A 14,364-nucleotide genomic window follows, 5' to 3' on the forward strand; every position below is an offset into this window, starting at 1 on the left:
ACAGGAGGCAGCCATGCCACGAGGTGACAAATCCGCTTATACCGACAAGCAGAAGAGAAAGGCCGAGCATATCGAAGAAGGCTATGAGGATCGCGGCGTATCCCACGCCGAGGCCGAACGCCGGGCATGGGCAACCGTCAACAAGGAAAGTGGCGGCGGCAACAAGTCAGGCTCTGGCCGCGGCAAGAAGGATACGAACGAATCCTCCGAAAAAGGCGGCCGCATCGGCGGTCATGCTTCGGCATCCCGGTCGAAAGAGGAGCGCTCCGCTTCCGCCAAGAAAGCAGCCGCCACTCGCAAGCGCAACGAACACCACGCCCATCGCTGACGGCCCCATCAGACACCAACAACCCGGCAGGCGGCCTCACGCCGCCGCTTTAAGGACACTCACAATGGCGAAGAGCAAGACGAAATGGTCACAGGGCGTGACCGAAAACAGCGACGCCATGGACCTCAAGGAAGGCGTCTTCACGTCTGACGATCCGAAGAAGATTGCCGTTTCCCTCAAACACTCGGCCGAGAGCAGCCATCGGCGCAAATCGAGCCCGTTCCGCTCGGCCATGTCGATGCTGAATTTCTACATCAACCGCGCCGGAGACCAGTTGACGAAGAAGCAGAGGGGCACACTTGAAAAGGCCAAGGATGAGCTGCGCAAGGATTTCGGTCGCGAAACCAGGCATTAGAGAATCACGAGGGCAAATGACTTACGAGCTTTATTACTGGGACGGCATCCAGGGCCGCGGAGAATTCGTGCGACTGGCACTCGAGGAAGCCGGCGCCGATTATATCGATATCACCCGCCAGTCCGGCCGCGGGCGCGGCACCGGGGCGATGTTTGCCATCATGCAGAGCGACAGCGAAGCGTATATTCCCTTCGCCCCGCCCTTCCTCAAGGAAGGCGATCTCATCATTCCGCATGTCGCCAACATTCTTCTCTACCTCGGCCCCAGACTCCGACTGGCGCCTGATGACGAAGGGCTGCGCTATGTCGTAAACGGGTTGCAGCTCACGATCACCGATTTCGTGGCCGAGGTGCACGACACGCATCACCCGATCGCCACCTCGCTCTATTACGAGGACCAGAAGGAAGAAGCGAAGGCCCGTTCGGCCGATTTCATCAGGGAGCGCATTCCGAAATTCCTCGGCTATTTCGAACGCGTGCTGCAGCAGAATCCGTATGGCTCCAAACATATAGCCGGCAATGCGCTGACTTATGTGGATCTGTCGCTCTTCCAGATCGTCGAAGGCCTGCTTTACGCCTTTCCGAAGGCCATGAGCAGCTACCGCAGCAAATATCCGCTGCTTGCCGCCCTCCATGACAGTGTCGAGCAGCGCCCCAACATAGCCAGCTATCTGAAATCCGACCGCCGCCTGCCTTTCAACACCGAGGGGATTTTTCGACATTATCCGGAACTCGACATGGAAGCGTCCTGAGCCGCATTGCTCTCGATTTTCGGGGGCGATTGGCAGCGCCGTCGGTTTTGCCTGCGATCCCGAATTAGAGATATCGGAGAGGCCACGAAAAGGGTGCCACGAGAAGCACACCACCTGACGCTTACCTTCCTGTTAAACTCGAACCCCGCGGTTTCGGTCGTGGTTCTTTTTCATTCGGGAATGGTGTTGCGCGTCAGGAAATCCAGCATGCGGTTCTCAGCCGCCCGAAGCCCGCGCGGAGGCTCGGTACCGCTCTCCTCCAGCATCTCATCCTTGGCTGAAAGTGCAATGATCGCCGGGTGGATGTAGCTGGAGCGCGAAATTGACGGCGTATTGTGCAGGACCTCGGCTGCAGCCTCCGACATCTCCTTGACGGTCGGCCTGCGCCCTTCCGACATGGCGCTGCGTGCAGCACCGAAAGCGGCGAGCGAACCTGCCCAGGTGCGAAAGGTCTTGGCCGAGATGGCGATGCCGGAAATCTCCGCGAGATAGGCATTGAGCCGGCCGGAATCGACCGGCTTCAGTGCGCCGGTCTCGTCCTTCCAGACAAAGAGCTGCCTGCCCGGCAGGTCGGCGATCTCTTCCAGAATTTTCTGAAGACGAGGATGCCTGAGGCTGCGCTGCACGCGCTTGCCGCCTTTGGCGCGGAATTTCAGCTCGATACGGCCATCGACGATCTTCAGATGGCGCTTCAGCAGCGTCGTTGCACCATAGGTACCGTTTTCCTTCACATAGGCCTGGTTACCGACGCGCAGATGCGCTTCGTCGAGAAGTATCGTCAGCGCCGCAAGCACACCGTTGATATCTTCCGCGCCGGTATCGAGATGATGCAGGACCGTTCGCCGGATCTTCGGGAGCGCCCGGCCGAACTCGATGAGCTGATAAAACTTGCCGGCACTTCGGAAGGCCTGCCAATCCCCGTGGTAGCGATACTGTTTGCGGCCACGCGCATCGTAGCCCGTTGCCTGCAGATGGCCATTCTCGTAAACGCAGATCCACACATTTTCGTAGGCTGGTGGCAAGCCGAGCGCGCGGATGCGCGCCCGCTGGATCTCGTCGGCCAGTGTTTTCCCGTCCGGCAGCGTATAGCTGAAGCCCTTGCCCTTTCGTCGTCTGCGGATACCGGGTTCGGTATCGCTGACATAGATCAGGCCAAGCTCGGTGATGACGTCGGCATTCATTGCTTGTTATCGATCCGTCACCTGCTCCGCCGACCGAAGTGGAACCACCGGCGGCGTTCAGCCTTGCTTGCATCCTTTGGCGGTTTGGTCTGCCCCTTCGGCGCAAAGACTGCAATGCTTTGGGCATAAACCATGACGGGACCCTCCTGCTCATGGAGCTTGAAAGCATCCTCCTCTGCGCCGGTATCGAGTACACGCGCCCAGTGCTTCAGGCCGTTGACCTCGGGCAAATGTACCTCGCAATCTCCACCGGCATTGAAGACCAGATAGAGATCGTCCATCTCCTCGATGTCGGGAGAATGCGCACTCTTCGAGAGATAGACGCCGAGCACTTGCAGCCCATCGTCATTCCAGGCGCCGTCATCCATGAAACTGGCGTCCGGCTTGTACCAGGCGATTTCGATGCGGCCGTCCTCGGTACTGTCGCCTGTCAGAAAGCGCTCCTGCCTCAGCACCGGATGCGCCCTGCGGAAGGCGACGACCTTGCGGCAGAAATCAAGGAACGGATCATCGAGGCCGTCCCATTTCGTCCAGCCGATCTCATTGTCCTGACAATAGGCGTTGTTGTTGCCGCCCTGGCTGTTGCCGACCTCATCGCCGGCAAGGATCATCGGCACGCCCTGGGAGAGCATCAAAGTCGCCATCATGTTGCGGCGGCGGCGTGCTCGCAGCCTGTTGATGTCCTCGTTGTCGGTCACGCCTTCGGTACCCATATTGTCCGAATAATTGTCCGAATGGCCGTCCCTGTTGTCCTCGCCATTTGCCTCATTGTGCTTGTCGTCGAAGGAAACCGTATCCATCAGCGTGAAGCCGTCATGCGCCGACAGCAGATTAATTGATGATGTCGCCCCGCGATCCGAGTGATTGAACTGCACCGCAGAGCCGGTGATGCGCTGCGAGATCTCCGAGACCATTCCGCCGTCCCCCTTCCAGAAGCGGCGTACGTCGTCACGGAACTTATCGTTCCACTCGCGAAAGGGATGCGGGAAGCCACCAACCTGATAGCCGCCGGCTCCGACATCCCAGGGTTCGGCGATCAGCTTGACGCCGGCAAGGATCGGATCCTGGCGGATCGCGCCGAAGAACAGGCCCTGCCGGTCGAACTCCAGGTCCTGGCGGCCAAGCGTGCTGGCGAGATCGAAGCGGAAACCGTCGATATGCATGACGCCGACCCAATAGCGCAGGCTGTCGAGCACCATGCGCATCACCATCGGGTTGGCGACGTTCAGCGTGTTGCCGGTACCCGTCGTATCGAAAGTATGGCGCGGATCATCAGGCGAGAGGATGTAGTAGCTTGCATTATCGAGCCCTCGGAAGGACAGGGTCGGTCCTTTCTCGCTGCCCTCGGCCGTATGATTATAGACGACGTCCATGATGACTTCGATGCCGGCGGCATGAAACCTCTTCACCATGGTCTTGATCTCGGTGATCTTGTCGCCCGAGAGATAGCGCGCCTGCGGTGCGAAGAAACCGAGCGTCTGGTAGCCCCAGTAATTCGTCAGCTTCTTCTCTTCGAGATAGCGGTCGTTGGGGAAGAACTGGATCGGCAGCAGCTCGATCGCGGAAATGCCGAGTTTGACGAGATGATCGATGATTGGATCGCTGCACATGCCGAGAAAGGTGCCACGCAGCCTGTCGGGCACTTTGGGATGCAGCATCGTCAGTCCACGAACGTGCGCCTCATAGATGATCGTCTCCGGCCACGGCCGCCGTATTGCTTCTTCACCCGCCCAGTCGAAATCCGGATCCTGAACGACGCCCTTGACCATGTAAGCCGCGCTGTCACGTTCATCGAAGGAAAGGTCGTCCTTGCCGATCGTATAGCCATAGAGCGCATCGTCCCATTGGAGATCGCCAAGCACCTGCTTGGCATAGGGATCAAGCAGCAGCTTGTTCGGATTGAAACGATGCCCATTCTTCGGATCGTAAGGGCCATGGGCGCGATACCCATAGACCGTACCCGGCCCGATGCCGGCAATATAGCCCGACCAGATGTCGCCTTCTCGCTTCGGCAGCGGCAGCCGGGCGACTTCCTTTTTACCGTCGGGAGAAAAGAGGCAGAGCTCAATCTGCTCGGCATGAGCGGAAAAAACCGCGAAATGCGTGCCTGTGCCGGTATATTCCGCCCCCAGCTCCGGTTTCAGGAAGTCGAGTTCGGAAAAGGAAAAGCTCATGACGCCCCCACTTGATGAATGGCAAGCGGGAAACGTCGTTGCAGTGCGAAAGTTCCGTAAACTACGATCTTTCCGGCCCCATCAGGGCATCAGCTGACCGCCATTGACCTCGATGATCTGACCCGTGATGTAGCCGGAGAGCGTCGGCGAGGCGAGGAAAAGATAGGCACCGACACAGTCTTCCGGCGTGCCGACGAAGCCCATCGGAATCGATTTGCGCTGCAATTCCATCTGCTCGTCATTCGTATAGCGCTCGTGGAAGGGTGTCGCGATGACCCCCGGCGCAACTGCATTGACGCGGATCCTGTCGGCGACGAATTCCTTGGCGTGGCCATGGGTCATCGTCGAGACGAAACCCTTGGACGCCGCATAGAGGATGGCGCCATTGCCGCCGCCGTTGCGCGCCGCAATCGATGTCGTGTTGATGATGAAGCCGCCCTGCTTCTTCAGCCAGGGATGAGCAGCACGCGTGGCTGCCAGCACCGAACGGGCATTAAGGTTCATGACCTTCTCATAATGCTCGTTGGTATATTCCGACGTCGGCTTGCGGCCGAGCATGCCGCCGGCATTGTTGATCAGGCCATCGAGATGGCCGAAGGTCTTGGCTGTCTCCTCGACGACACGCTCCGTCTCACCTTCCCGCGAGACGTCGCCATGCACCAGATGCACCGTGCCGCCGGCGGCCTTGATTTCCTCGGCAAGCTCTTCGGCCGGTTCACGGCTCGAATTGTAGTGTACGCCGACCTTGGCGCCCTGCGCCGCAAAGGCGCGCGCAACGGCCGCACCGATGCCGGTGGAAGCGCCCGTAATCAGCACGGCCTTGCCGGCAAGATCGGGAATTTTGATGGATGCAAGCAATTGAGCAAGATCTGCCATGGCGACGATAGCCTCCCGAAAAACCAAGAACATAGGTGATGACGTGATATGCGCCAGTCTTAGCAGGGGAGATTGGTGAAGGGCAATGCACGAAAGAGCGAGATGGGTACGCTTGCGGCACCAGTGCCGCCGTTGACAAATGACCGGCAGGCCATAGTCTCGGCCTTGCCCTGGGCAGCCAAATTTTGATGCAGTCGATTCCCGAATCGGCCGCTCTCAGACCTGTTCGAGCGCCACAGCAATCCCCTGGCCGACGCCGATGCACATGGTCGACAGCGAATAACGACCGCCGGTTTCACCAAGCTCCAGTGCCGCGGTGCCGGTGATGCGGGCACCCGACATGCCGAGCGGATGGCCGAGAGCGATCGCACCGCCATTACGGTTTACGCGCTGATCATCATCCGCAATGCCGAGCTCGCGCAGAACAGCAAGCCCCTGGCTGGCGAAGGCCTCGTTGAGCTCGATCACATCGAACTGTTCCTGCTTCATCGCAAGCCGCGCCATCAGCTTGCGGGAAGCCGGGACAGGCCCAATGCCCATGACGCGCGGCGGGACGGCCCCGGCCGCACCGCCGAGAATACGCGCAATCGGCGTCAGGCCATATTTCTTGGCCGCCGCTTCCGACGCGATGATGAGGGCAGCCGCTCCATCATTGACGCCCGAGGCATTGCCGGCCGTCACCGTACCGCCCTGACGGAAAGGTGTCGGCAGCTTGGCGAGCGCTTCCATGCTGGTTGCGCGCGGATGTTCGTCTTTCTCGACGATAACAGGGTCGCCCTTGCGCTGCGGGATGCTCACCGAAGTGATTTCCCTGGCCAGCCTGCCGCTTGCCTGAGAGGCCGCAGCCTTCGCCTGCGAACGTACGGCGAAGGCATCCTGATCCTCACGGCTCACCTTGTAGTCCTCGGCAACGTTCTCGCCGGTTTCCGGCATGGAATCGACGCCGTACTGCTTCTTCATCAGCGGGTTGACGAAACGCCAGCCGATCGTCGTGTCATGAATTTCGGCAGCACGCGAAAAAGCCGTGTCGGCCTTCGGCATCACGAAGGGCGCACGCGACATGCTTTCCACGCCGCCGGCGATCATCAGTTCGGCCTCGCCTGATCGGACGGCGCGCGCTGCGGTAATGACGGCATCCATGCCCGACCCGCAGAGCCGGTTGATCGTCGTGCCCGGCACAGAGACCGGCAGGCCGGCGAGCAGCAGCGACATGCGCGCGACGTTCCTGTTGTCCTCGCCCGCCTGATTGGCGCAACCGAAGACGACGTCGTCGACGGCTTCCCAGTCGACAGACGCATTCTTCGTCATCAGCGCCTTCAGCGGAATGGCGCCGAGATCGTCGGCCCGGACCGAGGAAAGCGAGCCGCCATAACGGCCGATCGGCGTGCGGATATAATCGCAGATAAAGGCTTCGGTCATGGACTTGTCCTCAAAGTTGGGGAACGACGAGGTCGGCAACCGGCCCCTCGATATGAAGCTGCGCGCCGGTCATGGCCTGCAGTTCTTCGAGGGACATCGCGGCAAGCTTCTCGCGCAGCACGAAACGTTCGTCCTTGATGTCGATGACGGCGTGGCTCGTATAGATGCGGGTGATGCAAGCCACTCCCGTCAGCGGGAAGCTGCATTTATCGACCAGCTTCGGCTCGCCATTCTTGGTGACGTGCTCGGTGATGACGCAGACCTGTTTGGCGCCGTGCACCAGATCCATGGCACCGCCGACCGCCGGCACGCCCTTGGCGCCGACGCGCCAGTTGGCGAGATCGCCGTTCTGGGCAACCTGATAGGCGCCGAGGATCGCGACATCGAGATGACCGCCGCGTACCATGGCAAAGCTGTCCGCATGGTGGAAGAAGGCCGCACCCGGCTTCAGCGTCACCGCTTTCTTGCCGGCGTTGATGAGATCCCAGTCCTCCTCGCCCGATGGCGGCGCCTCGCCGAAATTGAGGATGCCGTTCTCCGTGTGGAAGATCGCCTGCCGGCCCGGCGGCTGATAGCGGGCAACCATTTCCGGAAAGCCGATGCCGAGGTTCACATAGCCACCGTCGGCGATGTCCTGCGCTGCCCGCCAGGCGATCTGTGCGTTGGAGAGCTTGATATCTTCTCTGGTGTCGACGGTCATATGTAGGCCACCCCGGCTCGAATGAGCTCTTCTTCCTGTTGCGGATTGGCGATCTCGACGACGCGATCGACGAAGATGCCGGGTGTGACGACATGCTCAGGATCGATGCCGCCGGCCGGCACGATCGTCGAGACCTGCGCGATCGTCTTGGCAGCCGCCATGCACATCAACGGATTGAAGTTGCGGCCGGCCTTGTTGTAGGTGAGGTTACCGTGGACATCGCCGACATGCGCCTTGACGATGGCGAAGTCAGCTTTCAGCCAGCGTTCCTGCACGTAGTGGCGGCCATCGAATTCGGCGATGACCTTGCCTTCGGCAAGCTCAGTCCCGTAACCCGTCGGCGTATAGAAGGCCGGGATGCCGGCTCCGCCGGCGCGGATGCGTTCGGCGAGCGTGCCTTGCGGCACCAGCTCGAGTTCGATTTGCCCTGCAAGATACCTGTCGGTGAAGGCGCGCGGGTCGGATGAGCGCGGGAAGGAGCAGATCATCTTCCTGACCATGCCGGCATCGATCATTGCGGCGATGCCGATGCGGCCATTGCCGGCATTGTTGTTGATGACCGTGAGATCTTTCGGCCCTCTGTCGATCAGGGCGTGAATGAGTTCGATCGGCGCACCCGAGCCACCGAAGCCACCGATCATCACGGTCGCGCCGTCGCCGATTTCGGAGACGGCGTCCGCCGCCCTCCCGATTGTCTTGTCCATGCGGGATCTCTCCTTGCCGGCTGAGGCTTCCTCGTGCCCCAATGAGAAAAGCATAAAGTGAGAGCCATCCGGACGGCAAGAGTTTTGTGCGCTATTTTATATTTGTTCGTATATCGCACATAGGTGACGTGCAAATATTCTCGGCGGTCGACCGGCCCGCATGGAAAAGCAATCGTGCGTCGGTGGGCCAGCGGCCATCCGGCAGCGTTCGCAGAAAGCCGGTTTTGCGATGAGGTTAGATTGTCGGCAGGGCAGGTCGCAGCGAGACCCGCAGAGAGAGAATGCTCGAGAAGAGGCAAGACACGGTTGCCATGCAAGGATCCCAAGCGGACTGGAGCTGCCCCCTTGCGGGGGCGCTTTCAACCGTGTCGTACCGTCAGGCTTAACGTCCTTTGCTTTCCCGCGATGCCGGCAGTGTCGTGCTTTCCCAATGCCACTCCACATTTCCGGGTACAAATCCGAGCTTGAGGTTTCTGCGACCAATAATTCGACGGCTTCCGGTGTTCGGCGCAAGATGGTCGATATCTGTCAGGAACGCGTCAAAACTGTCGCGCCAGCGTGGATCTATGTGATGGTCGGACGCAAGCATGCGGCGATACTGTTCCCGCAGGAACTTGTGCTTATGGGTTTTTGGCATGGTGCTCGGGTGGGAATGCTGGGGGTGTCGGAGCAATAGTGAGCGGGCCGTATAATTTGACTTTACGTTCGTTGTAAAGTGCCTCTTGTCGGCAAAGCAGATTAACCGTCACGTTCATCCGGCTCGTTGCGACTGGCGGAACCCGGACGCGAAGCGACATAGGCGGCGCAAGCCAGGATCAGTGCACCGACAATGATCACGAGCGGAACAGACGGCTTGGAGGTAACGAGGAATATTGCGTATCCCGCCGACATCCCCATCAAGGCCAAATTCTTGGACTTGCGGGAAATCGCGCCATTCTCGCGCCAGTCACGCAGCGAGCCGCCAAATCGACTGTTCATCAGATAGGCCTCCAGGCGCGGAGATGACCGGCTGAAGAACCATGCGGCCAGGATCAAGAAGATCGTCGTCGGCATGAGCGGCAGAATGGCGCCGACAATTCCAAGGCCAACCATCAACAGACCGAGGCAAAGGTAGACAGCCCGTCGGAACGAACTGCGCGATGGATCTGGCGTAGAACTCAATTCACACACTCCTGTCGGGTCGTCAGGTACCTGAGATAATCGAGGTCCTGTTCGCCATCCATTCGCGGAAGCATCAATTTTGACGTCGACGGTTGCCCAGCTGACGCGTAAGTTCGCCGAACCACACGACTATCTCGCGCAACACATTCCAAACATCTGAGCGGAACCTCTACCATGACGACCCACGATTTCGTCGCGACTGCCTTTTACAACGTTATTGGCACCTTGCCTCCTGCTTTGAAAATCATGAGCGGCGATACGATCGTAACCCGCACGCTCGATGCAGGGGGCTACGACGAGAATGAGGTCCAGCGGGCGCACGGTCCAAATCCTATGAATGGGCCGATCTTCATTGAAGGTGCCGAACCCGGAGATGCCCTCAAGGTCGAGATTCTGGACATGAAACCGACGCGTGACATGGGCTTCACTCGCAGTGTGCTGGCGGCAAATGTCATCGACCCCGAGGCGGCTCGCGATCTTCCGAGGTCCGAAAAGACGCTGTGGGACATCGACCGGCAAGCCATGACGGTGAAGCTGAAGGAGCAGGTTGCCGGCATCGAAAACCTCGTCCTACCGCTATCGCCGATGATCGGATGTTTCGGCGTTGCGCCGAGCCACGGCCAGGCGATCTCAACGGCGACCAGCGGCGCGTATGGTGGAAACATGGACTATCGCTTGCTCGGTCCAGGCGCGACGATCTGGTTTCCGGTCTTTGCGCCCGGCGCGTTGTTCTTTCTCGGGGATTGCCATGCGGTCCAGGGTGACGGCGAAATCGTCGGCACCGGCGTCGAAACGACATTCGAGGTGACGGTCCGGCTGACCGTCGAAAAGGCAAGGCCGATGTCCTGGCCGAGGGCCGAAATTGCCGATGACATCATCACCATCGGCAATGCGAGGCCGCTGGATCAGGCTCTGCAGCATGCGACGACCGAAATGCTGACCGTGCTCGTAGCGGACTACGACCTGACGAAGGTCGCGGCCAGCCATCTGCTCGGCCAGGTGGTCCGCTACGATATTGGCAACGTCTTCGATCCCGCCTACACGGTCGCCTGCCGGGTTGCGAAGAAATGGCTTCCGGCGCGCTGAGCAATGCCGGCCGCACAAAGGCTGCGATCGGGACCTCACCCATCATCGATCCGGCAACCGAACTTCTGAGCCACGATGAAGGAGCCAGACAAGTCCATGCGCGAAAGCGATTTCGTCAGCGGCTTCGCCCGCGGCCTCAAGATAATCGAAGCTTTCGGTGAAATGCATCGCCGCCTATCCATCACCGATGCGGCGAAGCTCACCGGCCTCGACCGCGCCACAGTGCGCCGCTCGCTGCTGACGCTCGCCGAACTCGGCTACGCCAATTACGATGGCAAGTTCTTCACGCTGACACCGAAGATCCTGCGGCTCGGGCATGCCTATCTGGAGGCGACACCGCTGCCGGTGCTCATTCAGCCGCATCTCGATGCCCTCTCCGAGAAGGCTGGCCAGAGCGCATCCGCTTCGGTGCTCGACGGCAGCGAGATCGTCTATGTCGCCCGCGCCTCGCAGCGCCGCGTCATGTCGATCAATCTCACGCCCGGCAGCCGTCTTCCCGCCTATTGCGCCTCGATGGGCCGCGTGCTGCTTGCCGCCCTCCCTGAAGGCGAGGCACGGGCGGTTCTTTCCCGAAGCGAGCTGAAGGCGAACACGCCGAATACGAAGACCGATCCTGGGGAACTGATGGCGGAGTTCCGCAAAGTTCGCGCACAGGGCTATGCTCTCATCGACCAGGAGCTTGAAATCGGCCTCTGCTCCATCGCCGTACCGGTCGAGAACGACCGCGGTCAGACTGTAGCCGCCATCAATATCGGCGCACCGGCCGCCCATGTGCCGGCGGCCGAGATGGTCGCGCGCTACCTGCCGCTACTCAAGGAAACGCAAACCACACTGCGGACCGTGCTGCGCTAGAGCCGAAGCCATCAGCCGTCACTCCGGCCGGCGCGAAATGCGAAAGACGCTGGCGGGCGGAATATTCAGGCGCACCCGGCCGAGCCTCTCCGCCCGCAGGCCCAATTCCGCAAGCACATCTGGTGGAACGGAACAGGATTGGCCGTAGGTGAACTGGTAGAAGGCGCCGCCACGTTCCAGCAGGCTGAACCCGCCGCCGACGATGGCGGTGATGACCTCGATGGGCATGTTGCGAAAAGGCAGGCCGCTGACGATTGCGGCCTGCGGCCCGAACTCGGTCCTGCAGGCAGAAAGCTCGCACGCGTCTCGCTGGAGGATGGTCACGTCAGGAAAGCGCTGCCGCAGTGGAGCGATGAAGCGGGCTTCGAGCTCCACTAGGGTCAGGTCTCGCGCCGCTAGGCCGCGTTTGAGAAGCGCCTCGGTGAAAACCCCGGTGCCGGGGCCAAGCTCCAGCACCTTGCCGGCCGAAGGCTCGATCTCGCTGGTCATCAACCGCGCCAGCCGCCCTCCCGAGGGCACGATCGCGCCGATTTTCCTGGGCTCGGCGAGAAGCGCACTAAAGAAGGCGGCCAGTGGCGGCTGTTGCATGCGGGTCTCCGGCATCGATTTTCCAATTCCGGTATTCCCCTTTCAAATGATGTGAGCATGACGTGCACTCGCAGCATCGGAGAGATTCATACAGTCTGGACCGTCGGCTCGAAGCTCATGTTGAAGCTCGCGCCGCCGCCCTCCGCATCCGACACCCATACGCGCCCGTGGTGCAGCTTGACGATCTCGCGCACGAGGTGCAGGCCGAGCCCGATGCCCTGGCTGCGCCCGTTGGCGCGCTGGAAGGGCTCGAAAATCCGTTCCCGGTCCTCAGGCGCGATACCGCGGCCTTCATCGCTGACGGAAATCTGTGCGGGGCGCTCCACGGCTATGGTGATCGTGCCGCTCCTGCCGCCATGCTGGATGGCATTCTGCACCAGATTGGCGATCGCCCGCTCCAGCGCGGTCTCGTCGCCGAGAATGCGTTCGGGCATCGAGCGCAGCTCGAAATTGGCCTGATAGCCGGCAGCGATGATCAGCGGCGCAAGTTCCGCGGCCTGCCGTCTGGCGACCGTCGCAAGGTCGATGGAGCAATCCGGCACCGGCTCCTGATTGAGCCGCTGCAGGTCGAGCAATTGCTGGGCGAGCGTCGAGAGACGAGCGACATCCTCCAGCAGCCGGTTGGTTGCTTCCGTCGGCGGCATGGTTTCCAGCCGGTTCTGCAATATGGCGATTGGCGTGCGCAATTCATGGGCGGCCGCCAGCATAAAGCGCCGCTGCTTGTTGTGGTCGTCATCGAGGCGCTGCAGCGTCTCGTTCATGGCAATGACCAGCGGTGCGACTTCCTCCGGCACGTTTTCGAGCGGCAGGCGATAACCGCGTGTGGTGCCATCGATGCCCTGTGCTGCCTGCGCCACCTCATTCAATCCGCGGTGGATGCCGCGCGCAACGAAGGGCGTGACCGCCAGTGTGATCAGGCCTGTCAGCAAGATCACCGGCAGCACGACGCCGGAGGCGATCGCCACGAAGACGACCAGAAGTTTGCCGGCCGAGAGACTGCCCTGACGTCCGACGATGACGAGAAGATCCCCGTGATCGGTCTTCACCTTTTGCAGGCGCGCGGCAATTGTCGCCGGATTGTCCTCATCCCCGTTGAAACGCGCCTCGGCGATATCCGTGCCCGAGTTCGCAATGGCGAAATATTGCGCCGGCACATTCCCGTCGGTCAGCATGTGCCCCTGCTGATCACGCACCAGGAACCAGAAATCGGCTGCCTTATCGCGCTGGTAGTCCAGTGCGTCCGTGCTCGTGGTGCGCATCGAACCATCGGGATTCCAAGCGATCGATTCCGTCACCGCATCAATTGCATGCTCGTCGGGAGCGAAAATCCCGCTCATGCCCGAGATCCAGAAGACGAAGGCAAAGGCGATCGCGATCAGCACCAGGGTTGCGGCCTGCAGCGCCACCAGCCGGCGGATCAACCGCCATTTCAGCGAATAGAACTTCATCTTCTTCATGGCCGGGCCTGCCGGATCAGATAACCCACCCCGCGGATCGTATGGATCTCGACCCCAGCACATGCCGCATCGAGCTTGCGGCGCACGCGCGAGACATGCGCATCGAGTGCATTGGACTGGATCTCGTCATCCATGCCGTAGACGGCCTCTTCCAGACTGGAGCGCTCCACCGTGCGGCCGGCGCGGCGCATCAGCGCTTCCAGCACCAGCAATTCTCGGCGCGGCAATTCGAGCGCCACGTCGCCGACACGCGCCTCGCGATTGCGCAAGTCGAAATGCAGCCGGCCGAGGCACAGGCTTTCGATCTCGATATTGCCAGGGCGGCGCAGGATAGCTCTCAGCCGCGCCATCAACTCCTCTACGGCGAAGGGCTTGGCAAGATAGTCGTCGGCGCCGAGATCAAGCCCCTCGATCCGGTCTTTCAGATCGCTGCGCGCCGTCAGCATGATGACGGGAACGGTCGGCTGGATGCGGCGCGCTTCGGCGATCAGTTCCAGCCCGTCGCCGTCAGGCAGGCTGCGGTCGAGCAGCAGGGCATCATAACTGTTCAGCCGCACGGCCTCCTCGGCCGCCTCGATCGTTGAAACGTGGTCCGCGATGATGTTGTTGTTGCGGAGCGCCGCCGTAAGCACAGCGGCCATTTCCGGTTCATCTTCCGCCAGCAAGACGCGCATTCGATCGTCCAACTTCAAAAGCCGCTCTCTGCACAGGCAAGATTGCGTCAGCATGACG

15 protein-coding genes are annotated in these 14,364 nt (G+C 60.8%); 5 read left to right on the plus strand and 10 right to left on the minus strand.

Annotated elements, in window-relative coordinates; translation table 11 throughout:
* The first annotated feature begins 13 nt into the window (after nt 1-13).
* The 3 genes from FHT82_RS01785 (at nt 14) to FHT82_RS01795 (ending at nt 1,434) form a co-directional block, all read left to right on the plus strand.
* Nucleotides 14-328, plus strand: a complete 315-nt coding sequence (locus FHT82_RS01785) for a plasmid stabilization protein (protein WP_183725749.1) — start codon at nt 14-16, stop codon at nt 326-328.
* A 64-nt stretch (nt 329-392) separates the two neighbouring features.
* Nucleotides 393-683, plus strand: a complete 291-nt coding sequence (locus tag FHT82_RS01790) for a DUF3175 domain-containing protein (protein ID WP_183725751.1) — start codon at nt 393-395, stop codon at nt 681-683.
* A 16-nt stretch (nt 684-699) separates the two neighbouring features.
* Nucleotides 700-1,434 (plus strand): glutathione S-transferase, encoded by a 735-nt coding sequence (locus FHT82_RS01795; RefSeq protein ID WP_183725753.1) that lies wholly within the window; start codon nt 700-702, stop codon nt 1,432-1,434.
* A 170-nt stretch (nt 1,435-1,604) separates the two neighbouring features.
* On the opposite strand, the gene FHT82_RS01800 is transcribed toward FHT82_RS01795, so the two are convergent.
* From FHT82_RS01800 to FHT82_RS01830, 7 genes are all read right to left on the minus strand, one after another.
* Entirely contained in the window at nt 1,605-2,615 is a 1,011-nt protein-coding gene (locus tag FHT82_RS01800) for a DNA topoisomerase IB (RefSeq protein WP_183725756.1), read from the minus strand.
* Between the two features lie 17 nt (nt 2,616-2,632).
* Nucleotides 2,633-4,789, minus strand: a complete 2,157-nt coding sequence (gene glgX / locus FHT82_RS01805) for a glycogen debranching protein GlgX (protein ID WP_183725758.1) — start codon at nt 4,787-4,789, stop codon at nt 2,633-2,635.
* Nucleotides 4,790-4,870: 81 nt separating this feature from the next.
* Entirely contained in the window at nt 4,871-5,665 is a 795-nt protein-coding gene (locus tag FHT82_RS01810; protein WP_183725760.1) for an SDR family oxidoreductase, read from the minus strand.
* A gap of 216 nt (nt 5,666-5,881) precedes the next feature.
* Nucleotides 5,882-7,084, minus strand: a complete 1,203-nt coding sequence (gene pcaF / locus FHT82_RS01815; protein WP_183725762.1) for a 3-oxoadipyl-CoA thiolase — start codon at nt 7,082-7,084, stop codon at nt 5,882-5,884.
* Nucleotides 7,085-7,094: 10 nt separating this feature from the next.
* The gene (locus tag FHT82_RS01820) at nt 7,095-7,784 is read right to left on the minus strand and encodes a CoA transferase subunit B (RefSeq protein ID WP_183725763.1); all 690 of its coding nucleotides are present in this window, start codon (nt 7,782-7,784) and stop codon (nt 7,095-7,097) included.
* A complete protein-coding gene (locus FHT82_RS01825; protein ID WP_183725765.1) occupies nt 7,781-8,488 on the minus strand; it encodes a 3-oxoacid CoA-transferase subunit A in 708 nt (235 codons plus the stop codon). The genes FHT82_RS01820 and FHT82_RS01825 overlap by 4 nt, the downstream gene beginning before the upstream one ends.
* Nucleotides 8,489-9,226: 738 nt before the next feature.
* Nucleotides 9,227-9,649, minus strand: coding sequence for a YbaN family protein (locus FHT82_RS01830; protein ID WP_183725767.1), 423 nt, complete (start codon nt 9,647-9,649; stop codon nt 9,227-9,229).
* Between the two features lie 174 nt (nt 9,650-9,823).
* Between FHT82_RS01830 and FHT82_RS01835 the strand changes: the two genes are divergently transcribed.
* Entirely contained in the window at nt 9,824-10,735 is a 912-nt protein-coding gene (locus FHT82_RS01835) for an acetamidase/formamidase family protein (RefSeq protein ID WP_183725769.1), read from the plus strand.
* Nucleotides 10,736-10,831: 96 nt separating this feature from the next.
* Nucleotides 10,832-11,587, plus strand: coding sequence for an IclR family transcriptional regulator (locus FHT82_RS01840; RefSeq protein ID WP_183725771.1), 756 nt, complete (start codon nt 10,832-10,834; stop codon nt 11,585-11,587).
* 18 nt (nt 11,588-11,605) lie between these two features.
* Here the strand turns inward: FHT82_RS01840 and FHT82_RS01845 are convergent, their stop codons facing one another.
* The 3 genes from FHT82_RS01845 to FHT82_RS01855 all read right to left on the minus strand — a co-directional run bounded on the left by FHT82_RS01845 (nt 11,606) and on the right by FHT82_RS01855 (nt 14,306).
* Nucleotides 11,606-12,190 carry an rRNA adenine N-6-methyltransferase family protein gene (locus tag FHT82_RS01845; RefSeq protein ID WP_246698026.1) on the minus strand — a complete coding sequence of 195 codons (585 nt, stop codon included), beginning with the start codon at nt 12,188-12,190 and terminating at the stop codon, nt 11,606-11,608.
* A gap of 71 nt (nt 12,191-12,261) precedes the next feature.
* The gene (locus FHT82_RS01850; protein WP_183725773.1) at nt 12,262-13,632 is read right to left on the minus strand and encodes a HAMP domain-containing sensor histidine kinase; all 1,371 of its coding nucleotides are present in this window, start codon (nt 13,630-13,632) and stop codon (nt 12,262-12,264) included.
* Nucleotides 13,629-14,306 (minus strand): response regulator transcription factor, encoded by a 678-nt coding sequence (locus tag FHT82_RS01855; RefSeq protein ID WP_183725775.1) that lies wholly within the window; start codon nt 14,304-14,306, stop codon nt 13,629-13,631. The genes FHT82_RS01850 and FHT82_RS01855 overlap by 4 nt, the downstream gene beginning before the upstream one ends.
* Nucleotides 14,307-14,364: the final 58 nt, after the last annotated feature.

Source organism: Rhizobium sp. BK275 (assembly GCF_014193555.1).
Classification (GTDB): Bacteria; Pseudomonadota; Alphaproteobacteria; order Rhizobiales; family Rhizobiaceae; genus Rhizobium.